The following is a 24,880-nucleotide window of genomic DNA, read 5'->3' as shown; positions in this document are numbered from 1 at the left end:
TGGTGCCGCAACCGAAAAAGGGAAATCGCCATTTAGCGGTCCATGCCGCAGGCGGTTGCCTGTTCGATCAGGCAGCGGTCAAGCTTTGCTGTTTCGTACAGGCGGTAGCCGCCGGCAAAGTTATAGCAGTCATATCCGTGGCTTGCGAGGATGCGGGCGGCGATATAGCTGCGCAGGCCGCTCTGGCAGATCAGGTAAACCGGCTTCCAGAGCGGGATCTCGTCGAGCCGTTCGCGCAGGGCATCGACCGGGATGTTGACAAAGCCGTCGATGTGGCCGGCGGCGTATTCCGCCTCTGTGCGGGCGTCCAGCAGGGTGACGCTGCCGTCGCGCGGCAGCGCAGCTTCGTCCTCGAGATACCACTGCCGGACCAGACCGTTTGCGATGTTTTCCACCATGAAGCCCGCCATGTTGACCGGGTCCTTGGCCGAGGAATAGGGCGGGGCATACGCCAGATCAAGCTCAGCCAGATCGGTGGCCTTGAGGCCGGCGCGGATGGCGGTGGCCAGCACGTCGATGCGCTTGTCCACGCCGTCGTAGCCGACGATCTGCGCGCCGAGCAGGCGGTAGGTCTGCTGCTCAAACACCACCTTGATGGTCATCAGCTTGCCGCCGGGATAGTAACCGGCGTGGTTCATCGGGGACAGAATGACCTTATCGACCGACAGGCCGGCTTTTTTGGCGTTGGTTTCGTTGACGCCCGTGGCCGCGGCGGTCATCTCGAACACCTGAACGACCGAGCTGCCCTGACTGCCGTGATAGTGCTTGTCGTCCCCGCAGATGTTGTCCGCGGCGATGCGGCCCTGCTTGTTGGCCGGGCCAGCCAGCGAGATGAGCGCGTCCTGTCCGGTGACAAAATGCCGCACCTGCACGGCGTCGCCCACCGCATAGATATCGGGCGCCGAGGTTTCCATCCGGTCGTTGACCACGATGCTGCCCTTGATGCCGGTTTCCAGCCCGGCATCCTGCGCCAGACGGCTGTCCGGCGTCACGCCGATGGCGAGCACCACCATGTCGGCATGAAGCGGCGCGGCGTCTTTGAGCAGCACATCAATGCCGCCGTCTTTCTCCTCAAACCCTTCCACGGTGTGCCCCAGCGCGAGCTGCACGCCATGCTTGCGCATTTCCGCATGGATGAACGCCGCCATCTCGGGGTCAAAGGGGTTCATCAGCTGCTTGGGGCGCTGGACGATGGTCACTTCCATGCCGGAACGGCGCAGGTTTTCCGCCATTTCCAGGCTGATGAAGCCGCCGCCCGCGAGCACGGCGGACTTGGGGTGGTGCGTGTCGAGAAAACGGCGGATGCGCAGGGTATCCTCCACGGTGCGCAGCGTGAACAGGTTTTCCAGTCCCACGCCGGGCAGGCGGGGCTGCGCGGGCTTGGCGCCGGGCGAGAGCAGCAGCTTGTCATACGGCTCTTCCCATTGCTCGCCGGTTTGCAGGTTGGTCACGGATACGGTTTTCCGTTCGGGATGGAGGGCGGTCACCTCGTGGTGCACCCGCATATCGACGCGGAAGCGCTCGTAAAAGCTCTCGGGCGTTTGCAGGGTCAGCTCGTTCTGGTCGGTGATGACGCCGCCGATGTAATAGGGCAGGCCGCAGTTGGCGTAGGAGATAAATCCCGACCGCTCAAAAACGACGATCTCCGCCTGCTCATCCCGCCTGCGGATGCGGGCCGCGGCGGTCGCGCCGCCGGCAACGCCGCCGACAATGACAACTTTCATGTGTTCACTCCACCTTTCCGGTATAGGCGGAAATCCCGCCGATGTTCTTGACATTGGTGTATCCCATTTGGGCAAGCGCGCCTGCCGCTTGTCGGCTGCGCGCGCCGCTTAGACAATAGACGAAAACCGGCGTGCTTTTGTCCGGTATGGTGTTCGCAGCCGCTTGGATGGTTTGCAGCGGTACGTTGCGGCTGCCGGGAATGTGCCCTTCCCGGAACTCCTGCGGCGTGCGCACATCCAGCAAAACGGCGCCAGCGGTGTTATGGTATTCGGAAACGCCCTGATTGATGTCGGGGCTGCGCAAAAAATCAAATAAGACCATGTCGGTTCCTCCTGACGGCACACCGCGCCCTGTCCGGTCGATGTGCCTGTGTTGTATATAATGTATATAGTATAGCAGATTCGACAGAATTTGTCTGTGATATTATCACATCAGCGTGCGGGTTTTTATTCAGCGGCATGAGAAAATATTCACAAAATTACCGGAAAATCCTTGAACTCCCGGCGGGATAGTGGTATATTAAAAACCGGCCTGTAAAAAGGCGGTAAAATTGAAAAAGGGATGAAGCAAATGAAACAGAAATGGCACAAGCGCCTCGGCGCGGTGGCACTGGCTGCGGTCATTGCGGCAAGCAGCAGCGTCAGTGCGGGCGCATGCTGCGGCCTGTACGTCGGCAGCGAGCAGTCGGCAAACGGTTCGACCTATGTCGGCCGTTCGGAGGACATCGGCAAGCTGTATGACAAGGTGTTCGAAGTGCGCCCGGCGGCCGACCATGCGGAAGGCGAGATGTATGAGGATACCTATGATTTTTCCATGCCGTATCCGGCACATACCTATCGCTACACCGTCATGCGCGACTCGATCGAGCAGAACGAATCCGTTTTGGATGAGAACGGCAATCTGGTGCGCGAAGCGTACGGCGAGGCCGGCATGAATGAAAACGGCGTGGCCATGAGCGCAACGGTTTCGACCTCGAACAACGACAATGCGAAAACGGCCGATCCGCTGGTGGACACCGGCATCTGCGAGGTCTCGCTCAACTCGGTTGTTCTGATGATGGCGGAGTCCGCGCGCGACGGCGTGGAGAAGCTGGCCAAGATCATCGATACCTACGGCTCCGGCGAGTGCAACTCCTTCACCATCAGCGACGCCAACGAGGTTTGGGATTTTGAGACCCTGTCCGGCCATCAGTATGTTGCATTCAAGATGCCGGATGACAAGGTTTCGGTCAACCCGAACATGGTGGTCATGAACGAGATCGATGTTTCGGATACGGAAAACGTCATCGCGTCCGCGGGCCTGATCTCGGTGCCGCTGGAAAACGGGTTCCTGGTTTCCTCGCAGCTGGGTCAGGTTGCGAACGATGAGATCACCAAGATCGATATCCAGAAGACCTATGGTTCGGAGGATTTCGGCAACGGCCAGTACATCCGCTATTGGCAAGGCGTCAATTACCTGAACGAAGCGCTGTCCGATACGGTTTCGATCGAGCGCCAGGACGGTGCGGCGCCGGAAGGCCCGTTCAACATGCTGTTTGAAGCGGACCGCAAGCTGTCCACCTATGAAGTGCTGCGCCTGCTGGCTTGCCGCGGCGAAGGCTCGGAGTATGCAGCGGACGATGAGGGATCGAAAAACTTGGGCGGCACGGCCATCGGTAACGAGCGTCAGGCCGAGTGCCATGTGTTTGAGATCCGCAGCGATATGCCGGAAGCGCTGGCAACCATCCAGTGGGAAGCACAGTCCCGCGCGGAGTTCTCGGTTTATCTGCCGTATTACAGCAACCTGCTGACCGATACGTCGGACATCTTCCAGACCGAATACAGCACGGATGCAGACGATATTGAAGAAGTGCTTGACGATCCGGACTTCCCGGCGGAAACCTCGGCATACTGGGTGTTTGCCGCCCTCAATGACCTGTGCGATAACGACCGTGAGCGTTACGGCACCAACGTCAAGCTGTACTGGGAGAAGTACCAGAAGGCGCTGATCGAGCAGCAGGCTACGATTGACGAAGAGATGGCGCGCATCTATGCGCAGAGCCCGGCGCAGGCGGAGGAAACCGCAACCGAACTTGGCAAGGCGGTTTCGGAAGAGGCGTTTGCAAACGCCAAGAGCATCCTGACCGAGCTGCGCGCGTTCATCGCTGCGGATAAGGCGGGCGAGCTGACCGAGGACGATGTATTCACTCCTTCGGTCCTGACCGAGAACAAGATGCCGACGTATGCGGATATGATCGAGAGCGATACCGAGGACAGCTCTTCCAGCACGCCCAAGATGGTGCTGACCTTTGTCACCAATGGCGGCACGGCGATCAACAAGGTTTATTCGAGCGAGGGCAACGTGATCGATCTGTCCAAGTATGAGCCGACGCTGGACGGTTATACGTTTGACGGCTGGTACACGGACAGCGATTTGACCGAAAAGGTCACTTCGATTAAGATCGATGCCAACACGACGGTTTATGCTAAGTGGGTTTCGGAAAATGCGCCGGAAGAGACGGTTTCGTTTAACGACGTTGCTCCTTCTGCGTGGTACGCCGACGCGGTGGACTATGTGGTCAGCAACGGCGTGATGAACGGCACCGGCAAGACCACGTTTGCGCCGGAGACTCAACTGTCCCGCGCGATGATGGTACAGGTGCTGTACAATATGGAGAACAAGCCCGCGGCTGCGTCCGCTGATTTCACCGATGTGGCGGACGGCGCGTGGTATGCCGATGCGGTTGCGTGGGCAGCGGAACACAAGATCGTAAACGGTGTTTCGGAAACTGCGTTTGCACCGGATGACAATATCACCCGTGAGCAGATGGCAGCGATCCTGTATCGTTATGCCGAGTATAAGGGTCAGGATGTTTCGGCGCGTGCGGATATGAGCGCCTATACGGATGCGGCCGACATCTCGAGCTATGCCGAGCCGATGCTGGCATGGGCGGTCGCGGAAGGTCTGCTCAACGGCAGCACCGACACCACGCTTACCCCTGCGGGCAATGCAACCCGTGCGGAAGTGGCGGCAGTACTCATGCGTTACCTGCAGCAGGCTTGATCTTTCGTTTTTTGCAAAGGCTTTACAGGCCGGACAGCGAAATGCTGTCCGGTCTGTTTTTTTATGCAAAGCAGGCGGAAATAGGGGACAAATACCGGCGGCGCAGCTCAGAGGAAAGCGGAAAAAGAGAGTTTTTCGTGTATCGTTCACAAATCTCCGCTCATAAAAAGCAAAATGCTGGATAAAAAATAGAAGCAGATCTATGATATAATAAAACACACTGAAAAAGTATGATTACAAAAATGGGAGGCAAGCATGAAACTCATTTTAAGCGATACACCTTTGCGTCTGCCCGAGATCGATCGTGCATCGGTGGAGTGGATCGACCTGTCCGCCTTAAATATTACAAACTGCGTCGGCTGCTTTGGCTGCTGGACCAAAACGCCCGGCAAGTGCGTGATCCGGGATGACGCGGTGCGCGTTTATCCGCGCATTGCGGCCAGCAGCCATGTGCTGTACGTCAGCCGCATCCAATATGGCAGCTATGGCACGACGATGAAAACCATGCTCGAGCGGGCGATCCCGGTGCAGCAGGCGTTCATCCGGCTGTGGCACGGCGAAACCCACCATGTGCAGCGCAGGGTGGTGCCCAAGCAGGCGGTGATCGTCGCCTATGGCGACCTGTCGGAGGAATCCAAGGAGATTTTCCAGCAGCTGATCGCGCGAAACGCCCATAACATGAGCTTTGAAACGTATCGCGTGGTGTTTGCCACGCAAGACAAACTGGAGCAAACCGTCGAAAACGAGGTGCAGGCATGGCAAAAATCATGATCATAAACGGCAGCCCGCGGGCGCCCAAATCCAACTCCAAGAGGTATGCCGAACTGTTTGCCAAGGCATGCCCGGCGGAAACCGAATATTTCGCGGTCCGCAAAACCAACCATCTGGCGCTTTGCTGCGCCATGCAGGAGGTTTCGGATGTTTTGCTGGTGTTTCCGCTCTATGCGGACGGGATTCCGGTGACGCTCATGCGATTTCTGGACACGTTGGCGCAAAATACGCCCCAGCATCCGGTGCGCATTTCGGTGATGATCAACTGCGGCTTTCTCGAGCCGGAGCAGAACGATATCGCGGTCAAAATGCTGCGGCTGTATTGCCGGCAGAACGGGTTCGCGTCCGGCTCGGTGCTGCAAATCGGGAGCGGCGAGGCCATCCTGTCCACGCCGTTCCGGATTCTGGTCCGGGCGAAAATCAAACGGCTCGCCGCGGCGATGCTGGCTGGGCAGGAACGCACCTGGAAGGTCACCATGCCGCTCTCCAAAGGGCTGTTTCTCAAGGCTTCCACGCGCTATTGGGTCAGCTACGGCAAACGCAACGGCGTGACAAAGGAACAGATGGCAACCATGCAGATCGAAGGATAACTGCATGGAAAAAACGGCAGGCGCACCGTCTTTTGGGCGGCAGCGCCTGCTTTTTGCCGTCCAAAGCGGCGAGCCTGTCGGGCAATGGGGGTTTGACACGGTTACCAGTCAATGGTACAATAAACATAAACTACAAATTGATGGCGTGCAAAGCGGAAAAGTTTGTGCATAGCAGACAAAAACCGACCGCAGCATTGATTCAAGATGGAGAACGCAGGAGGGGATTGCATGAAGAAACGATGGGCTTCGGTGTTGGCGGCAGCGGCGGTCGTGCTGACAGCCACGGTTTGCCATCCGGTGACGGCCGGCGCGGCCGCGATCGACGACGCATATCGCGCGTATTACGACTTTTTGCAGACCGAGCTGGACAGCATCGGCCTGCCGGCGAGCGATGTGCCGTCGGCAGAGGTGGCCTCGTATCCGGACGTGACGAGCTGGGTCAACGAAAAGGTATGCTATGCCCAGCTGATCGACTTTGATCAGAACGGCATTCCGGAACTGGTATACGGCAAGAATGTGGAGGGCGCGAATAACAAAGGCGCAAATGTTTCGATCGACTGTGTATACACCTATCAAAACGGCAAAATGGTGCGGCTGGCCGGAGACATCCCGGTCGAGCGCGGGTATTCGGGCGGCGACCGTTATTCGTATGACTTGCTCGTCAGCACCGGCAGCGACGGACGCAAGTATGCGGTGTATGAGATCGCAGCGCGCGGCACGAGCCGAGGGTCGGACTACTATTATTCGCTCGTTGGCGGCAAGTGGCAGCTGGTGCAGGGTCTTGCGATGAAATTTTCGCCGGATATCTACATCAGTCAGGATGTGTTTTCCTCCACCGGCACCATGCACTATTATTATGTGGATGATTACAGCGAAAAAGAAATGCCGCACGCGACCTGGTATGCGCGCCTGCAGCAGCTGACAAGCGGCGGGGAAAAGACGTATGATCTGCGGAATACCGTGCAGTCCACGCTGAACACGCTGTCCACGCGGGTGGATGCGGACTATGTGGCGCATTACCGCACTCCGTCCTCGTGGGCGGCGGCGGATGTGCAGAACGGCATCACGGCGGGCATCGTGCCCAGACAGCTGCAATATAAGTACAGCACTGCGATCACGCGCGCGGATTTTTGTGCGCTGGCGGTCAACCTGTATGAAAACAGCACCGGGACGACCATTATGGAGCGCATGGAGTTTTCCGATACCAAGGACGTCAACGTCCAGAAAATGGGCGGACTGGGCGTCATTCAGGGCGTCGGCGGCGGCAAGTTCGCACCCAATGACCTGCTCACCCGCGAGCAGGCGGCGGTCATCCTGACCAACCTCAGCCGTGTGCTCGGCACCGAGCTGGAGATTGTGCCGCCCGCATTTACGGACAACGCTTCGATCTCTTCGTGGGCGGATACACAGGTCGGGCAGGTGCAGGCCGCGGGCATCATGAACGGCATCGAGGGCGGCAAGTTCGACCCGCAGGGGTCGTACACCCGTGAGCAGAGCATCGTCACCATCATGCGCATGCGCAATACCTCGCTGGTCAAGGCCGAGCGGCTGGAGCTGACGCCGCGCGAGCCCTCCATCCGCGTGGGCACGACCTGCACGGTGGACGTCAAGGTCTATCCGGAAAACACGACCAACCGCAACATCAGCGCATGGAACAGCTCGGATACGGCGATCGCGACCGTGAAAGACGGCGTGGTGACCGGCAAGCACAGCGGCGAGGTTACCATCACGGCGGTTTCGGCCGATGGCGCGACCGGCAGCTGCACGATCACCGTGGTGCCGGCGTACCAGTTCGATGTCAAGGGCGCACGCCTGCCGGTGACGCTCAACTGCCTGTACCTCAAGGATGAGAATTGGGAGGATCAGGACTATGATTTCGTTCCGTTCGACCCGATCATCGCCGGCACGATCAAGATCATCGACGTCGAGCCGTCCAGCTGGACGAGCGACAATATGGCCGTCATCGAGGTCAGCGGCGTCGTGACCAGCCTGAACGAGGACTTCCGGTTCGCGTTCCAGCCGTATCTCAAATACGAAGTGCGGGACGCGAACGGCAAGGTCGTGGACCGCGGCGTGACCGATACCCATTCCACGCCGCACAGCGTCGGCGACAGCATCCTCGCTTCGATCTATTTGTATGATATCGATCTGGATGGCAGCTACACCGTCTCGTTCCGCAACGACGACGGCAAGGATGCGCAGGACGTGCAGGCCGCCGCGCCCGCAGTGCGGGTGGAAGGCGTGCCGCTGACCGTCACGGGCGACAAAGGCACGGCCACGATCGAGGAGATCGGCACGGAGCTGCGTTACTCCACCTATCGGGACAGCTATGAGCTGGATCTGTCCTTTAGCGGCACCTCGCAGTGCGGTGATTACTCCACGCCGCACTTTGCGTGGGAGCTGCTGGACTCGTCCGGCACGGTCGTGGCCAGCGGCAGCACCTATGCTGCGGGCTGGGAGGTAGAGGACGACGGCAGCTTCTACATCGAACCGGGGTATAGCTACAAGGGCATCGATCTGGAAAACGGCGAGAGCTACACTGTCCGCGTGCGCGCGGAGGATTGATTGACCATTCTGGAAAAGATCGGCAGAACAAAACCGGCCGCCTCCTGCATGCAGGAGGCGGCCGGTTTGCCGCTTGTGGGGAGAGAAATGCCGTTATTTCGATAAACGGCGGTACAGTTCGATGATCTGTTCGGAGAACAGGCGCGCGGTCTCGGCCATGGCGAGCTGATCCTCGGCATGCACCAGCGTCAGACGGGTCAGCAGGCCGGTTTCGCTTGACACCTCTTCCTGAATCAGGTCGAAGTGCGCGTTGTGCGCCTGCAAATATTCGTCGTTGCCGCGTGCGATGGCCGCTTCCGCCTCGGCAAAGTCGCCGCTTTTCGCGTGTTCAATCGCTTCCAGATAGTCGCTTTTGGCCGCGCCGCTGAACGAGATCAGCTGAAAGCAGGCCTGTTCCAGTTGTTCCTGTGTGATCGCCATTTGGTTATACTCCCATGATCTTCTTGATGTCGCCATAGACCTTTTTGCCGTCCATGGTGCCGTACGCCATCATGTCGATGACCTCGACCGGCTTGCCTTCCGCCATTTCCGCGATGCGGTTTTTCAGATAGCGGATCTGCGGCCCGAGCAGAATGATGTCCGCCTTGCCGACGTGCTCGCGTGCTTTGATCTCGCTGGCGGCCCATACGGTCATATCGCAGCCGTCCGCTTTGGCGGCAGCCGCGATCCGGTCGCACAGCATGCCGGTGGACATGCCCTGCGAGCAAAGAAGTAATACGTTCATAACTGGATTGCCTCCTCTTGTGAATGGTATAAAAAATATGGTATACTGACAGAAATATAAATTGGTACGGCGGGGGTGGAGCCATGAATCTGATCGATTTGTCCAAGCGGTATTTGCTCAATGAAACCGAACATCGGGTGCTGGAGTGTATCCTGCATGCTGTGGAGCATGGGGATGCGAAAATCAACATCCGCGCGGTCGCGCAGCAATCCTATGTATCGACGACGACCGTCATCAAGCTTTCCAAAAAGCTGGGGTATCAGGGGTACAGCGATATGATGTATTCGCTGCGCCGCCATTCCGAGGCCGAACGCGACGCGGCGGCCGGGATCGACCTGACCAGTATTCTGGAAACCGTGGATACGGACTGTATCGAAGCCTTTGCCGATGAGCTGCTGCGCTGCCGCAATCGCTGCATTTTTATTGTGGGACTGGGGTTTTCCACGATCGCCTCGTCGTATTTCATGCGCCGTCTGGCGACGCTCGGCATTCTGGCCTATGACGGGGCGCCGGTGGATATGATGCGGGGCGGGGACGAGCCCAGCCTGACCATCATCCTGTCCCGCAGCGGGGAAACGCGCGATCTGGTCGATATTGCCCTGCATGCGCAGACGCTGCGGCACAAACTGTATACGATCACCGCACACGGCGATTCCACGCTCGCGCGGATGAGCGACAAAAGCCTTGTGATCCGCACGGGCGGCTCGGTCGCTTATAATGTGCCGGACTTTTTCATCGGCCGCACGATCATCCTGTTTGAGTACATCCTTTCCCGGCTGGTGGACCGGCTGCAGCAGGAAAACTGACCGCCTCACTATCTGCATTTTAGCATGCCGCACAGAGGGCCGCAACAGATGTGGCCAAAACGGAAACATGTTTTTTATGCAGTTGACAAATTTTTTATTCATCCAAAATGCTTGAAAAAACGTCTGTATTCTTTATGCTTATGATATCAGAGCAAAAGGATATGGACGTTTTTTGCTGCTCAAAAGAGAATCAAAGGAGGAAATACCGCATGAAACAGTTTTCGATCGTGATTGCGGGCGGGGGAAGTACTTATACACCGGATATGCTGGAAATGCTGTGTCTGGTGCGGGAGCATTTTCCGCTGCGCCGTGTCGTTCTGTATGATATCGACGCCGAACGGCAGGAGCACATCGGCCGGTTTGGCGAGATCCTGTTCCGGGAGTACTATCCGGAGGTGGATTTTTCCTATACCACCGACGCCGAGACCGCGTTTACCGATATCGACTTTGCGCTCGTGCAGATTCGGCCGGGCGGTCTGAAAATGCGCGAAATGGACGAGAAGATTCCGCTCAAATACGGCGTGATCGGACAGGAGACCTGCGGCCCCGGCGGCTTTGCCTACGGCATGCGCTCGGTGCCGGCGATGATCGAGCTGGTGCGCACCATCCGCCGTTATTCACCCGAGGCGTGGATTCTCAATTACTCCAACCCGGCCGCGATCGTGGCCGAGGCGACCAAGCGCGTGTTCCCGGATGATTTCCGGCTGATCAACATCTGCGACATGCCGATTTCGATCATGGATATCTTCTGCCCGCTCGCGGGCGGCCGCAAGCGCACGGATATCGAGCCGCGGTACTACGGCCTGAACCATTTCGGCTGGTTCACCGCCATGTACGACAAGAAAACCGGCGAGGACGTGCTGCCGGAAATCCTTGCCAAGCTCAAGCGCGGCAACTGCGATGAGGAGCTGGGCTTCTCGGGCAAGAACGACGATTACTGGAACTTCACCTTCAAGCATCTGGAAAAGATGGTGCAGGATTATCCGTTCTCGCTGCCCAACACCTACATGCAGTATTACCTGTATCCGAACACCATGGTCGCGCATACCGATCCCAATTACACCCGCGCCAACACGGTGATGGACGGCCGCGAGAAGCGCGTCAAGGCGTACTGCGACGAGATCGTCTCGCTCGGCAAGATCCGCGGCACCAAGTTCGATATGGACCGCAAGTACAGCCAGGGTTCGCATAAAAATGCAGACGGCGAGTTCGAGTCGGCCACGATCGCGCACAACGATGCGCACGCGACCTATATCGTCGAGCTGGCCATGAGCATCGCGTATAATCAGGGTGAGATCTTCCTGCTGATGACCGAGAACAAGGGCATCGTGCCCAACCTGTCGGACGGCATGATGCTGGAAGTGGCCTGCCGTGTGGGCGCGCGCGGGGCGGAGCCGCTGCGCATTGCGCCGGCCGGCACGTTTGAAAAGGGCCTGCTCGAAGGCCAGTATGCCTATGAGAAGCTGACCGTGGATGCGGCGCTCGAAGGCTCCTACCAGAAGGCATTGCAGGCGCTCGTGGTCAACCGCACCGTGGTGGACACCGACCTTGCCCGCAAGATTCTGGATGAATACATTGCAGTGAACGGGGCGCATTTCCCTGTTCTGAAATAAAGACATGGCAGATCAAACAAGGGGGAAAGAAAATGAACAAAATGACAGAGTTTATGGAAACGCATCTGATGCCGCTGTCGCAGAAGCTGTCGAGCAACAAATATCTGGTTGCGCTGCGTGACGGCCTGATGCTGTCCATGCCGCTGCTGATCATCGGCTCGATCGCCATTGTCATCGGTGATTTCCCGGTGCAGGCGTTCCACGACTTTATGACCTCGCTCGTGGGCGATGTCTGGGGTTCGTGGTGCTGGGATATGGTCAACCCCGCAACCATGGGCCTGGTCGCGCTGTTTGCGGTGGTCGGCGTATCGCATTCGCTGGCGTCCGAAGAGGGGGTTGAACCGCTGCCCGCGGTGGCTATTTCGATCTCGGCGTATTTCCTGCTGCTCCAGCAGATGGAAGAGGGCGGCTATGCGGCGTCCAGCTTTGAGGCAAGCGGCCTGTTCACGGCCATGCTGACCGCGCTGCTCGCGACCAAGCTGTATGCGGTGCTGCTCAAGAAAAACCTCAAGATCAAGATGCCGGAATCCGTGCCGAGCTTTGTCTCGCGTCAGTTTGAAGCGCTCATCCCGGCGACCATCATTGTCATCCTGTTCCTCGCCATCCGTCTGGTGTTTGCGGCAACGCCGTTCGGCACGGTGACGAACTTCATCGTCACGGTCATCCAGATGCCGCTGACCAATATCGGCACGACGCTGGTCGGCACCATGTTCATCACCATCCTCAACTCCATCCTGTGGTTCTTCGGCATCCACGGCACGGCGGTCATCGACTCGTTCATGGGCCCGCTGTGGTATGCGGCGCGTTTTGCCAACCTGGACGCGTTCAACGTGGCAGTGGATGCGGTCCGTCCGTACATCGTGACCCAGGACTTTGCCAACCACATCATCTTCCTCGGCGGCACGGGCAACACGGTTTCGCTGGCGGCGATTATGGCGTTCCGCTGCCGTTCCAAGCGCATCAAGTCGCTGGGCAAGTTGGGCCTGCTGCCGGGTATCTTCAACGTCAACGAGCCGATCATCTTCGGCCTGCCGATGGTGCTCAACCCGATGATGGCGATTCCGTTCTTCATCGTTCCGCCGGTCACTGTGCTGATCTCGTTCTGCGCGATGTACTTCGGCCTTGTGCCGTATCCGACGGGCGTCACCGTCCCGTGGACGCTGCCCGCGCCGTTCGGCGGCTGGATGATGTGCGGCGACTGGCGCGGCGGTCTGCTGCAGCTGGTGGTGCTCGTCATCGGCGGCCTGATCTACTACCCGTTCATCACGGCGCTGGATAAGCAGTATCTCGAGGAGGAACAGGCGGTTCCGGCCGAGACGGCGGCAGAGTAACATGGACCGGACGTTATTTGCCAGCGATTTTGACGGTACGCTGTGCCGCAATGCCTGTATCGACGACCGTACGCTTGCGGCGGTGCGGCGTTACCGAACGCTTGGCGGACGGTTCGGCGTGTGCAGCGGACGTGACCCCGGCACGCTCAAGGCGGAGCTGGCGCGCTTTGATTTGGAATGCGATTTCCTCATCCTGCTCAACGGCGCCCGCATCGAGGCGGACGGGCAGTGCCTGCGCAAACGGGTGCTGCAGGGCTATGAAAAAGCGTTGTCGCTGTTGCGGGACAGATGCCTGTTTTTCACCATGGTCGGAGACGGGGAGGCCTATATGTACCGCCGCGCGGACGTCGATCCTGTGCAGACCGCGTCCGCGTCCGAGCGGGTCTACATTGAGGCCATCGGCCGCACGCATCATATGCTGCCGCAGGCGGATGCGCTGCGCGAAGTGTATCAGATCAGCTGCCGTACGGCGAGCGAGTGCGCAGCGGTGGCGCTGGCAGACGAGCTGCATGCCTTGGGGCTGTCTGCCTGGCCCAACTGCGAATATGTGGACGTCGTGCCGACAGGGGTCAACAAGGCGTCCGCGGTGGCCGAGGTGTGCGCGCACTTCGGCGTGCCGGCATACGCGGCCTGCACGGCCGGAGACGGCCGGAACGATATGGAAATGTTGTCCCGCTTCGCCGGCTTTGCCATGGCGCAGGCCGAGGACTGTGTCAAGCAGGCGGCCGCGCGGACGGCGGAAAGCGTCGGTGAGGCGCTGGAATGGATTTGCAGGGAGGAAAAAGCATGAAGGGTGCGGGCGTGGGTCCGCTGCGCCGCTTGGCGGCGTATGTGGTGGACTGGTATCTGGCGACCATGGTGTGCGGCGCGCCGCTGCTGCTGGTCAACGCGATGCGCACGGGACAGCAGACGCTGGACACGTCGCTGCCGCCCGACGGCGCGGGCTGGCTGTGGGGCATCGCAGCGATCGCGCTGGGCGTGCTGTATTACTGGCTGATTCCGTTGGTGTGGAACGGCCGGACGCCCGGCAAACGCCTGCTGCGGCTGCAAATCGTACGCGCGGACAACGGCGCCGCGCCCTCTGCCGGTCAGCTGCTGCTGCGGCAGGTCGCGGGTCTGCTCGTGCTCGAAGGCGCGGTGACCTTCCCGAGCCAGCTGCTGCGTGAGCTGCTGGCCCGCGCCGTGGGCGAGGGCGTGGCAAATGCGGTGCGCATCGGCATGGTGGTGATCACGCTCGTGTCGGTCATGCTGGGCGTCTATACGCCGCGCAAACGCATGCTGCACGACCGAATTTCCGGCACATGCGAGGTGTTCTTGTCCGAAAAGACCGCGTCACCCAACCAAAAATCAAACGGCAAAGCGTAACTCCCAGCGGGCCGGCGTCCATTTGGCGCCGGCCCGCTTTTTGTGCGTCCGGCGCGCAAAATTCACAGACTATTCAATTATTTTGCGTTTTGCGTGATATACTGAAACCAAACGTGGCCGGAAAGAAGGGGACGGTATGAAAACGCTGTATTATGGCGGCACGATCCACACGATGGAGGCGGACGGGCAGGCCGAAGCGCTGCTGGTGGAAAACGGTGTGATCGCCGCGGTGGGCTCCTATGAGCGGCTGCACGCGCGGGCGGGCAATGCGGCGGAAATCGATCTGGACGGCCGTGTCCTGCTGCCTGCGTTTCTCGACGCGCACAGCCATTTTTCCGGCGCGGCGTATGCGATGCTGCAAGCCCCGCTCGGGGAAGCGGTGAATTTCGCGGAAATCGAGCAGGCGCTGACGCGGTTTATCGCGGACAACCGCGTGCCCGCGGGGCAGTGGGTGGTCGGCACGGGCTATGACCAGAACGCGCTTGCCGAGCAGCGGCACCCGACCCGCGCGCTGCTCGACCGTGTGTCCGCCGACCATCCGATCATGCTCGTGCACCAGTCCGGGCACATGGGCGTGTTCAACACGTTGGCGCTCGAACAGCTGGGCGTGACCCCGGACACGCCCGCGCCCGAGGGCGGCGCGATCGGCAGGGAAAACGGCGAGCTGACCGGCTATATGGAGGAAAACGCCTTTTTGCAGTATCAGCAGCAGGTGCCGTCGCCCGATCTGGCCGACTTGCTGGACGCCTGCCGCCGCGCGCAGATGCTCTATGCCTCGTACGGCATTACCACCGTGCAGGAAGGTATGATGCCGGAAAGTCTGATTGGACTGTATCAGGCGCTCATCGAGCACCGTCTGCTCGAGCTGGATGTGGTGGCGTATCCGGGCGTGGATGCGCTCGATGCGGTCGGCGCGGCCTTCCCGGAAGCGGTGCGGCGGTATGACCGGCATTTCAAGCTCGGCGGCTGCAAGATGTTTCTGGACGGCTCGCCGCAGGGCCGCACGGCATGGCTGCGCGCGCCGTATGAGGACGCGCCGGACGGCTACTGCGGCTACCCGACGATGACGGATGAAGCCGTCCTGCAGGCGCTGACCACGGCGTACCGCAGCGGCTTGCAGCCGCTGGCGCATTGCAACGGGGACGCCGCCGCCGCGCAGTACCTTGCCGCGATCGCGGCAGCGGAGCGGGCGCGCCCGGACTTCCGCGAACTGCGGCCGGTGATGATCCATGCGCAGCTGCTCGCGCCCGACCAGATGGACGAAGCCGCGCGGCTGGGTGTCATCCCGTCGTTTTTTGTCGCCCATGTGTATCAGTGGGGCGACGTGCATATCCGTAATCTGGGCATGGAGCGCGCCGCGTGCATCAGCGCGGCGGGGTCGGCGCTCGCGCACGGCATTCCGTTCACCTTCCATCAGGATACGCCCGTCCTGCCGCCCGATATGCTGCACACGATCTGGTGCGCGGCCGCGCGCGAGACAAAGGACGGCGTGGCGCTCGGCGCGGAGGAGCGCATTTCGGCAGCCGACGCGCTGCGTGCGGTGACCGTGAACGCCGCGTACCAGTATTTTGAGGAAGCGCGCAAGGGCTCGCTGCGGCCGGGCAAAACGGCCGATTTGGTGCTGCTCGATGCCGACCCGCTCGCCGTGCCGGTCGAGCGGCTGCGCGATATCCGCGTGCTCGAAACGGTCAAGGCGGGCGAGACTGTGTTCCGCGCGTGAGGGGGTAAAAAATCCCCCTTGCGTTCGGTACGCCCAATGCCGTATACTAAAACAGGAAATCATCAGGCCCGGCGGCAGGCAAACCGCTTATCCATCCGGTAAGCGGTTTTGTTCTGTCCGGCGGCCGGAAGAACGGAGAGAAGCAACATGAATATCACCAAGGGCGATGTGCTCGAGCTGCGCCGCCGTCTGAAAAAGACCGAATGTACCTTCGGCCGCATGTGCGGCTGCTACGTCAACAGCGGCAAACAGGTGGTGCTCAAATTCACCGAGTCCTTTTCCGAGCTGGAGGAGGACGAGTTTTACAAATATCTCGAGATCGCCAAGAAAACCATGTCGGGCACGCTGGGCAGCAATCTGCTCGAACTGGAGTTCGACCGCAATGATGCGGCGGCCGAGCACCAGAAGTACTTACTCGCGCTCAAGGAGAGCAAGCTGGGAAACGAGGAGCTGCTCGACCGGCTGTACGAGCAGATCATCGCGGAGTACGCCTATCCGGGCAATTATCTGATCCTCGTGTATCACGATATTTACGACGTGCCGAGCAAGGCGACCTCGGGCGAGGAACAGGACGAATCCGAGGAGATCTACGAGTACATCCTGTGCGCGATCTGCCCGGTTGAACTGTCCAAGCCCGCGCTGGGCTACCGCGAGGACGAAAACCGCATCGGCGCGCGCGTGCGCGACTGGGTGGTCGGCCTGCCCGACCTCGGCTTTGTCTATCCGGCGTTTGCAAACCGCGGCAGCGACGTCAATGCCGTGATGTACTATGTCAAAACCGGCAAAAGCTCGCACCCGGAACTGGTCGAGCAGGTGCTCGGCTGCGTGCCGCAGCGCACGGCGGCCGAGGACAAGCAGGCGTTCCGCAGCGTGGTGCTGGGCGCGTTCGGGGAGGATGAGGAGCAGGCGGATGCCGCCTTTTTCCAGATCCAGAAAACCATCAGCGGCATGGTGGCCGAGCGGGAAGAGGACGAGTCCCTGCCGCCGGTCAGCCTGACGGCGGAAACCCTGTCCGGCCTGGCGACCGAAGCGGAGGTGCCGGAAGCGGTGCGCGCGCAGATGGAAAAAAGCTATGCGCATGTGTTCGGCGACACGCCGCCCGTGGCGGACAACGTGCTCGACAGCAAGCTGGTGGACGAGGGCACGGCCCGCGCGCACACGGCGGCACTCGAGCAGAAGGTGGCAGTCTTGCAGCAGGAGCTGGCCACGCAGGCCGCGCAGCGCGCCGGTGCGGACGAGGACGCGCCGTGGCATGAGGACGCGGAGATCGAGCTGCATGTGCCGCAGGAGCGGGCGGGCCGCATCCGCGCGGACGTGGTGGACGGGCAGAAATGCCTGCTCATCCCGCTCGAGGAAGGGGAACACGCGCGCATCAACGGCGTGGAGCAGACGCTGTAAGCAATGCGCCGGCCGGAAATTTCCCAAAATGCACAGAGGACGGGGCAAAGACCCCGTCTTTTTGCATATAAATGGGGAAAGATGCCGCGTTTCGCGTTTTTTTGACCGGATGTGATTGAATCCGGTGGGGAAAGTGTGCTATAATGCCAATATCTAAGGTTTTTTGGAGCGTAGGAATATGGCTTATGAAAAAAACAGACGCCGTCCCCCGCGGGAGGACGACGGCACGCTGATCGAAGGCCGCAATGCGGTGCTCGAAACGCTGCGCGCGGGCCGCGCGGTGGACAAGGTCTTTGTGGCCGAGGGCGCGCGCATCGGCGACGTGGCGGCGGAAGCGCGCCGGCACGGGGTTCCGGTGGTCACCTGTGACCGCCGCAAGCTCGACCATATGAGCCCGACGGGCAACCATCAGGGCGTGATCGCGCAGGCGGCCGCGCAGGAATATGTCTCGCTCGACGATATCTTCCGCGTGGCGCAGGAGCGCGGCGAAGCGCCGCTCATCGTCGTGTGCGACGGCATTGAGGACCCGCATAATCTGGGTGCGATCATCCGCTCGGCGGAGACTGCGGGCGCGCACGGGGTCATCATCCCCAAACGGCGCGCGGTCGGACTGACCGCGGCAGTTGCGCGCGCGGCGGCGGGCGCGCTGGCGTATGTCGGCGTACACAAGGCAAACAACCTCGCCGCGACGCTCGACGAGCTCAAAGAGCGCGGCGTGTGGCTGTTCGGCGCGGAGGCCGACGGGACGGTCGGCCTGTACGAAGCCGCGTTTGACCGCCCCACGGCAATCATCATCGGTTCGGAAGGGCAGGGGCTCAGCCGCCTGACGCGGGATAAGTGCGATTATATCGTCAGCATCCCGATGCGCGGCCGGGTCAACTCGCTCAATGCGTCCAACGCTGCGGCGGTATTGCTGTTTGAAACCGTGCGTCGCCGTACGCAGGCCGATTAAAGGAGGCAAACAGATAAGGATATGGACAGAAAAGACGAAACCATGAATCTGGAAGCGATCAAGGCGATGCTCAGCGACGTCCCGGACGACGGCGCGTTCGATCTGGATTCGATCATCGCGGAGGTCGAGGGCGGCGCCCCGGCGCAGCCGCGCACCGCGTCCCGTCCCGCGCCCGAGATGCCCAAGGCAGCGCCCGCACCGGAGGCACCCAAGGCCGCGCCGCGGGTACAGGTGAAAGAACAGAGCAAATCCGAGGCGGAGCCGGTGCAGGCCGCACCCGTACAGGAAGCGGCGCCCGAGCCGCAGGCCGCGCCGCGCACCGCGCCGAAAAAGCGCGCCGCGCGCAAGGCCGAGGCGGAAGAGGAGCAGATTCCCGACCTGACCGCCTTTGAGGAAGCGGAACAGGACGAGCGCGCCGCCCGTATTGCCGCGCGCGAGGCCAAAGCTGCGGCCCGTCAGGAAAAGGCGGCGGCCAAGGCGGCAGCCCGTCAGGCCAAACGCGAGGCCAAGCTCGCAGCCAAGCAGGCCGCGGCCGCAGCGGAAGAGGCGTTCGACGATGTGCCGGATCTGCCGGAAGAGATGCCGCAGCAAGCGCCTGCGGCGTCCAAACGCGCCGCCCGCGGCGCCAAAATGTCGCGCAAGGAAGCACGCGCGGCGCGTATCGCGGCCGAACAGGCCGAGGAGGAAGAGGAGATCCAGCTGCGCGACCCGCAGCAGGCGCAGCGCGCGTTCAAGCGCCGCGCACAGGGTCTGACGGCGCGCTCGATCATCGTGCTGCTGCTGGCAGCGGCGGCGGCTTATCTCAGCCTTGCCCCCAGCTTTGACGCACTGCCGGTGCCGGTTGTGATCGACGTGATTGAAAACCCGACCATTGGCATCGGTGTGCTGCTGCTATTGCAATTTGTCGCGCTGTTCATCGGCATCGACGTGTTCGGCATGGGCTTTTACAACCTGCTGCACGGCATGCCCGATCGCGCGTCGCTCGTGTCGTTCGCGGTGCTCGCGGCGATGCTGCACGGCGCATCCATGATCGTTTTTGACAGCCAGTCCGGTGTCAAGGTGCCGTATCTTGCGGTCAGCATCCTGCTGCTGTACGCGGCGATGCGCGAGGAGCGCGGCCGCTTCGCGGCGCGGGCGCGCGCGTATCAGGCAATCTGCTCGGCCGAGCAGCCCGCGGCGATTTACAGCCACTATGACGCGGAGGACGACGCCTGCCGCGCGGTCAAGGGTCCGCTGCATGCGGAAGAAGCCTTCCTGACCGAGATGGAGCGCCCGGACACGGTGGATCGTTTCTCCATGATCTATGTGCCGGTCGCGCTGGCGGCTTCTATCATTTTTGCGCTGCTCGCTTCGGTGGGCCGCGGCGATCCCGTACGCTTTTTCTGGGCGTTTTCCGCGATCTTGTCGGTTTCCGCCCCGCTCGGCCTGATCTGCGCGTTCGGCGCAAGCTATAAGAACGTATCCCGCCGTCTGCTCGCGTCCGGCGCGGCGATCGCGGGTGCGCGGCAGGCCAATCTGCTGCGCGGCACCGAGGAAGTCGTGCTGACCGAGAACGATCTGTTCCCGTCCGGTTCGATTTCGCTCGAGTCGCTGCAAAATATGGGCCGCCTGTCGGATGATAAGGTGCTGGCCTGTGCGGCGGCGGTGGCGGATGCGGCCGGTCTGGAGCTGGGCCGCGTGCTGACCGACGCCACGCGTGAGCGCTACGGCGTGACGCTTTCCGCGCGCAACGTGCAGGAAGTGGAAGGCGGCCTGACGGGCGATATCGGCACAAGCCATGTCATTCTGGGCACGGCGGCGCTGATGGTCAAGCTCGGCATCCGGATTCCGTCCGGCCAGGGCGAGCAGGTCTGCTCGTATCTGGTGGTGGACAACACGCTGGCCGGCGTGCTGACGCTGCGCTACCAGCCGACCAAGCATACTTACCGCGCGATGCGCATGATGCGCCGCATGCATATGAATGCGGTGCTAGCGGTGCGCGACTTCAATATTTCGCCCGCGATGGTGGAAGAGGAATTCGATCTGCGCCGCGGCTTTGCCGACCAGCCCGATCCGGCCGGTGTGGCGCGGCTGCTCGATCCCAAGTATGCCGAGGGCGACGCCCCCGCGGCAATCCTGACGCGCGAAGGCGCGGGCGCCTTTGTGCAGGTGCTGCGCTGCGCGGACAAGCTGGCCGGCGCGGTGCGCTCCGCGCTGACGCTGGGCGCGTTCGCGGGCGTCTGCGGCATGCTGATCGTTGCGTATCTGGTCGCACAGAACGCGGTCGATGCGCTGCCGGTGCTGCATTTGCTGCTGTATTTGCTCATCTGGTATCTCCCGGTGTTCATCATCACGCAGCAGACCCATTGAGAAAAATAAAAAAAGCAGGTCCGGACCTCAAAAGGTCCGGACCTGCTTTTTGCCGTTTCGGCAAACAGTTAGGAGAAAAATCCGCCCGGGGCGGTGAAAAAAGAGAGAGAAAAATTCATACGGGCAGGACAGAGGCCACCGAAAAAACGGCAAGCGCGATCGCCAGTACGGCGGCTGCGGTCGCAAGATAAGCACGCGTCATGGGGGACTCCTCCTTTTTCCGGATGGTAAAAAATCTTTATACTATATAAACGTTTGCAGAGCCGATTTTGTGACAGGGGAAATGGAAAAATCCGAAAATTTTTTTGCGGTCGGGTTTTGCGGGCGCAATCCGAACCGGTGCAGAAAAAATGCACAAAAAACAGCTTGCATGCTTGCACACAATAGTGTATAATTACAAATAAGGGAGTCGTTCCCGCTAACAAAGCGCCCGCATAGTAAGGCTCGGGCAGGGGAGTGTTTATCAAATATGGCCAATTACCCGGTTAACAAGATTCGTAACGTATGTCTGATGGGACACGGCGGCGACGGCAAGACCTCGCTCGTCGAAAGTATGCTCAATATCGCCGGTGTAACCGACCGTGTCGGCAAGATCACGGACGGCAACACGGTTTGCGATTTCGACCCCGAAGAAATTAAGCGTCAGTTCTCGATTTCGACGGCTGTGGCGCCGGTTGAATGGAACGGCTGCAAAATCAATTTGCTGGATACTCCGGGCTTTTTTGATTTTGAAAGCGAAGTAAACTGTGCCCTGCGCGTGGCGGAGTCCGCGCTCATCATCGCCACCGGCAAGTCCGGCCCGGGCGTCGGCACGGAAAAGGCGTGGGAGCGCTGCGAAGCGCATGCGATGCCGCGCATGTTCTACATCTCCAAAATTGACGAGGAAAACTCGGATTACTATACCTCGCTGCACAAGCTGCAGAAGCAGTTCGGCGTATCGGTTGCGCCGATCGTCGTGCCGATCTTTGAAGGCAACCGCGATACCGTCGGCATCGTGGACTGCGTCATCCGCAAGGCGTACCGTATGGAAGGCAACAAGCGCGTCGAGATCCCGATCCCGGACGATATGAAGGACCGCATCGACCAGCACCGCGCGGCGCTGTGCGAAAACGTCGCTGAGCTGTCCGAAGAGCTGATGGAACGCTACTTTGCGGGCGAAGAGTTCTCGGATGAAGAGCTGATCGCCGGCATCCGTCAGGGCGTTAAGGACCTGGTCATCGCGCCGGTATTCTGCGGCACCGCGGTCACCGGCATCGGTTCCTATGCGCTCTTGAAGGGCATTGCGGATTACATGCCGTCCCCGGATGAAAAGCCGGTTGAGATCTGCGAGGACGAGAAGGGCGAACTGATCGAGATCAACTGCACGCCCAACGGCTCGACCTGTGCATTCGTATTCAAGACGGTCGCCGACCAGTACGGTCGTTTCTCGTATTTCAAGGTCATGTCGGGCGAAGTCAAGCAGGACATGACGCTGGTCAACAAGCGCGCGGACGCCAACGAAAAGATGGGCCACATCTACACGGTCTGCGGCAAAAAGACCACCGAAGTGCCGGTGGTTGGCTGCGGCGATATCGGCGCGGTTTCCAAGCTCGTGACCACCAAGACCGGCGACACGCTGTCGATGAGCGTGCGCAAGGTCGAACTCGAGCCGATCGAGTTCGCGCCGCCGTGCTACACGCAGGGCATCGCCCCGAAGGTGAAGGGCGCGGAAGAGAAGATCTCCGCGGGCCTGTCCCGTCTGCACGACGAGGACCCGTCCTTCGAGACCGAGTTCAATCCGGAAACCAAGCAGCATACCATTTCGGGCGCGGGCGATATCCATCTGGACGTCCTGTGCTCCAAGCTGAAGGATAAGTTCGGCGTAGAAGTGGCGCTCACGCCGCCGATCGTGCCGTATCGCGAGAAGATCCGCAAGACGGTCGTAGTCGAAGGCAAGCATAAGAAGCAGTCCGGCGGCCATGGCCAGTACGGTCACGTCAAGATGGAATTTGCGCCGTATCCGGAAGGCGATTACCTGTTCGAGGAGAAGATCTTCGGCGGTTCGGTGCCGAAGAACTTCCATCCGGCAGTCGATAAGGGCATCCGCGAGGCGATGGAGCACGGCGTGCTGGCGGGCTATCCGCTGGTCGGCCTGCGTGCCACCCTGCTCGACGGCTCTTACCACGATGTAGACTCCAACGAACTGTCCTTCAAGATGGCAGCGCGTCTGGCGTACAAGGCGGGCATCCCGCAGGCAAGCCCGGTTCTGCTCGAGCCGGTCTGCTCGATGAAGGTTGTTGTGCCCGATTCCTACATGGGCGACGTCATCGGCGACCTCAACAAGCGCCGCGGCCGCATCATGGGCATGAACCCGATCGAAGGCGGCAAGCAGGAGATCCTGGCCGAGTGCCCGATGGCCGAGCTGGGCGATTACGCGATCACGCTGCGCTCGATGACGCAGGGCCGCGGTTCGTTCGTGTCCAAGTTTGAGCGGTACGACGAAGCGCCCGCACAGGTGCAGGAAAAGGTCATCGCGGAAAACAAGGCGAGACTGGAAGCGCTCAATAAGGAATAATCCATTGACTTTGTCAAAAACCGGCTGTTTCGGCAGCCGGTTTTTTGTTGTCTTGCGCGCTGTGTCAGGGTAGACGAAATGCAGGATATGTGATATAATTTTAACAAATAATGATAATACGGAGGTTTCTTGCGATGCACACGATCAGAAAGATCCAGGATGATCTCGTTTACGTTGGCGGAAGTGATCGCCGCCTGAGCCGGTTTGAAAATCTGTTCCCGATCCCGCGCGGCGTTTCCTATAACAGCTATCTGCTGCTGGACGAAAAGACCGTGCTGTTCGATACGGTGGATGATTCCATCAGCCGTCAGTTTTATGAAAACGTCACTGCCGCGCTGGCAGGCCGCCCGCTCGATTATCTGGTGGTCCACCACATGGAGCCCGACCATTGCAGTATGATCATCGCGCTGCTGCACCGTTATCCCGATGCGAAAATCGTTTGCAGTGCCAAGGCGCTGGGTATGCTCGCGCAGTTCTATGCGGAGGATATGAAGGACCGTGCGCTGATTGTTGCGGAAGGGGACAAGCTGTCCACCGGCCGCCACACGCTGCACTTTATCATGGCGCCGATGGTGCACTGGCCGGAAGTCATGGTTACCTATGACGAGCCGGGCAAGATTCTGTTCTCGGCGGACGCATTCGGCACGTTCGGTGCGCTGGCAGGCAATGTGTTTGACGATGAGCTGAAGTTTGACAGCGTTTGGCTCAACGATGCCCGCCGCTACTACACCAATATCGTCGGCAAGTACGGCGCACAGGTGCAGGTGCTGCTGAAAAAGGCCGCGGCGCTGGATATCGAAATGGTCTGCCCGCTGCACGGCCCGGTATGGCGCGGCAATCTGGCGCAGATGATGGAGAAATACCAGAAGTGGAGCACCTATGAGCCGGAGGACAAGGGCGTCATGATCGCCTACGCCACGATGTACGGCAACACCGAAAACGCGGCGAACGTGCTGGCCGGCATGCTGGCCGACAAGGGTGTGCACAACATTGTCATGTACGACGTGTCCGGTACGGACGTGTCCGAACTGGTGGCGGAGAGCTTCCGCTGCAGCCATCTGGTGCTGGCCGCGCCGACTTACAACGGTGGCCTGCAGCCGCGCATGGAAGCGTTCCTGCATGACCTCAAGGCGCTCAACCTGCAGAAACGCACGGTTGCCATTCTGGAGAACGGCACTTGGGCGCCGGCTTCCGGCCGCCATATGAAGGCGATCCTCGAAGGCATGAAGAACATGACCGTGCTGGAGAACACCGTTGCCCTTAAGTCCTCGCTGGCGGAAAACCAGCTGGATGCGCTTCAGGCGCTGGCAGACGAGATCGCGGCCCAGATCGTGGACTGATTCTGACAAAATACAAGAGAAGGCGCAGCGCCCGT

General features: G+C 60.4%; 20 protein-coding genes. 16 read left to right on the top strand and 4 right to left on the bottom strand.

Annotated elements, in window-relative coordinates; genetic code table 11:
* Window positions 1–32: 32 nt before the first annotated feature.
* Both EJL02_RS03270 and EJL02_RS03265 read right to left on the bottom strand, forming a co-directional pair.
* Window positions 33–1,724 carry an FAD-dependent oxidoreductase gene (locus EJL02_RS03270; protein WP_125114964.1) on the bottom strand — a complete coding sequence of 564 codons (1,692 nt, stop codon included), beginning with the start codon at window positions 1,722–1,724 and terminating at the stop codon, window positions 33–35.
* 4 nt (window positions 1,725–1,728) lie between these two features.
* Entirely contained in the window at window positions 1,729–2,046 is a 318-nt protein-coding gene (locus EJL02_RS03265) for a rhodanese-like domain-containing protein (protein WP_125114963.1), read from the bottom strand.
* Window positions 2,047–2,295: 249 nt separating this feature from the next.
* Between EJL02_RS03265 and EJL02_RS03260 the strand changes: the two genes are divergently transcribed.
* From EJL02_RS03260 to EJL02_RS03245, 5 genes are all read left to right on the top strand, one after another.
* Window positions 2,296–4,767 carry a C69 family dipeptidase gene (locus EJL02_RS03260; protein ID WP_164510254.1) on the top strand — a complete coding sequence of 824 codons (2,472 nt, stop codon included), beginning with the start codon at window positions 2,296–2,298 and terminating at the stop codon, window positions 4,765–4,767.
* A gap of 255 nt (window positions 4,768–5,022) precedes the next feature.
* Entirely contained in the window at window positions 5,023–5,538 is a 516-nt protein-coding gene (locus EJL02_RS03255) for an NAD(P)H-dependent oxidoreductase (protein WP_125114961.1), read from the top strand.
* Window positions 5,523–6,128, top strand: a complete 606-nt coding sequence (locus EJL02_RS03250; protein ID WP_125114960.1) for a hypothetical protein — start codon at window positions 5,523–5,525, stop codon at window positions 6,126–6,128. The genes EJL02_RS03255 and EJL02_RS03250 overlap by 16 nt, the downstream gene beginning before the upstream one ends.
* 4 nt (window positions 6,129–6,132) lie before the next feature.
* Window positions 6,133–6,300 (top strand): hypothetical protein, encoded by a 168-nt coding sequence (locus EJL02_RS14110; RefSeq protein ID WP_164510253.1) that lies wholly within the window; start codon window positions 6,133–6,135, stop codon window positions 6,298–6,300.
* Window positions 6,301–6,356: 56 nt separating this feature from the next.
* Window positions 6,357–8,693 carry an S-layer homology domain-containing protein gene (locus EJL02_RS03245; RefSeq protein ID WP_164510252.1) on the top strand — a complete coding sequence of 779 codons (2,337 nt, stop codon included), beginning with the start codon at window positions 6,357–6,359 and terminating at the stop codon, window positions 8,691–8,693.
* Between the two features lie 93 nt (window positions 8,694–8,786).
* Here the strand turns inward: EJL02_RS03245 and EJL02_RS03240 are convergent, their stop codons facing one another.
* Both EJL02_RS03240 and EJL02_RS03235 read right to left on the bottom strand, forming a co-directional pair.
* The gene (locus tag EJL02_RS03240) at window positions 8,787–9,113 is read right to left on the bottom strand and encodes a PTS lactose/cellobiose transporter subunit IIA (protein WP_164510251.1); all 327 of its coding nucleotides are present in this window, start codon (window positions 9,111–9,113) and stop codon (window positions 8,787–8,789) included.
* Between the two features lie 4 nt (window positions 9,114–9,117).
* On the bottom strand, window positions 9,118–9,417 hold the full coding sequence (locus EJL02_RS03235; RefSeq protein ID WP_125114957.1) for a PTS sugar transporter subunit IIB: 300 nt from the start codon (window positions 9,415–9,417) through the stop codon (window positions 9,118–9,120).
* An 83-nt stretch (window positions 9,418–9,500) separates the two neighbouring features.
* Between EJL02_RS03235 and EJL02_RS03230 the strand changes: the two genes are divergently transcribed.
* The 11 genes from EJL02_RS03230 to EJL02_RS03180 all read left to right on the top strand — a co-directional run bounded on the left by EJL02_RS03230 (window position 9,501) and on the right by EJL02_RS03180 (window position 24,845).
* A complete protein-coding gene (locus tag EJL02_RS03230) occupies window positions 9,501–10,223 on the top strand; it encodes a MurR/RpiR family transcriptional regulator (RefSeq protein WP_125114956.1) in 723 nt (240 codons plus the stop codon).
* A 209-nt stretch (window positions 10,224–10,432) separates the two neighbouring features.
* A complete protein-coding gene (locus EJL02_RS03225; RefSeq protein WP_125114955.1) occupies window positions 10,433–11,836 on the top strand; it encodes a family 4 glycosyl hydrolase in 1,404 nt (467 codons plus the stop codon).
* A gap of 32 nt (window positions 11,837–11,868) precedes the next feature.
* Window positions 11,869–13,167 carry a PTS sugar transporter subunit IIC gene (locus tag EJL02_RS03220; protein ID WP_125114954.1) on the top strand — a complete coding sequence of 433 codons (1,299 nt, stop codon included), beginning with the start codon at window positions 11,869–11,871 and terminating at the stop codon, window positions 13,165–13,167.
* A gap of 1 nt (window position 13,168) precedes the next feature.
* Complete coding sequence (locus EJL02_RS03215) at window positions 13,169–13,957, top strand: HAD family hydrolase (RefSeq protein ID WP_125114953.1); 789 nt, start codon at window positions 13,169–13,171, stop codon at window positions 13,955–13,957.
* The gene (locus EJL02_RS03210) at window positions 13,954–14,532 is read left to right on the top strand and encodes an RDD family protein (RefSeq protein ID WP_164510250.1); all 579 of its coding nucleotides are present in this window, start codon (window positions 13,954–13,956) and stop codon (window positions 14,530–14,532) included. Before EJL02_RS03215 ends, EJL02_RS03210 begins: the two co-directional genes overlap by 4 nt.
* 136 nt (window positions 14,533–14,668) lie before the next feature.
* The gene (locus EJL02_RS03205; RefSeq protein WP_125114951.1) at window positions 14,669–16,252 is read left to right on the top strand and encodes an amidohydrolase; all 1,584 of its coding nucleotides are present in this window, start codon (window positions 14,669–14,671) and stop codon (window positions 16,250–16,252) included.
* Between the two features lie 147 nt (window positions 16,253–16,399).
* Entirely contained in the window at window positions 16,400–17,650 is a 1,251-nt protein-coding gene (locus EJL02_RS03200; RefSeq protein ID WP_243114385.1) for a DUF4317 domain-containing protein, read from the top strand.
* 178 nt (window positions 17,651–17,828) lie between these two features.
* Entirely contained in the window at window positions 17,829–18,602 is a 774-nt protein-coding gene (rlmB, locus tag EJL02_RS03195) for a 23S rRNA (guanosine(2251)-2'-O)-methyltransferase RlmB (RefSeq protein ID WP_125114950.1), read from the top strand.
* A gap of 21 nt (window positions 18,603–18,623) precedes the next feature.
* Window positions 18,624–20,951, top strand: coding sequence for a hypothetical protein (locus EJL02_RS14105; protein WP_164510249.1), 2,328 nt, complete (start codon window positions 18,624–18,626; stop codon window positions 20,949–20,951).
* Between the two features lie 469 nt (window positions 20,952–21,420).
* A complete protein-coding gene (locus EJL02_RS03185; protein WP_125114949.1) occupies window positions 21,421–23,505 on the top strand; it encodes an elongation factor G in 2,085 nt (694 codons plus the stop codon).
* A gap of 134 nt (window positions 23,506–23,639) precedes the next feature.
* Window positions 23,640–24,845, top strand: coding sequence for an FprA family A-type flavoprotein (locus EJL02_RS03180; protein WP_125114948.1), 1,206 nt, complete (start codon window positions 23,640–23,642; stop codon window positions 24,843–24,845).
* Window positions 24,846–24,880: the final 35 nt, after the last annotated feature.

Source organism: Agathobaculum sp. Marseille-P7918 (assembly GCF_900625105.1).
Classification (GTDB): domain Bacteria; phylum Bacillota; class Clostridia; order Oscillospirales; family Butyricicoccaceae; genus Agathobaculum.
The sequence above is the reverse complement of the archived record's forward strand: the minus strand, read 5'-3'. Positions and strand labels throughout refer to the sequence as shown.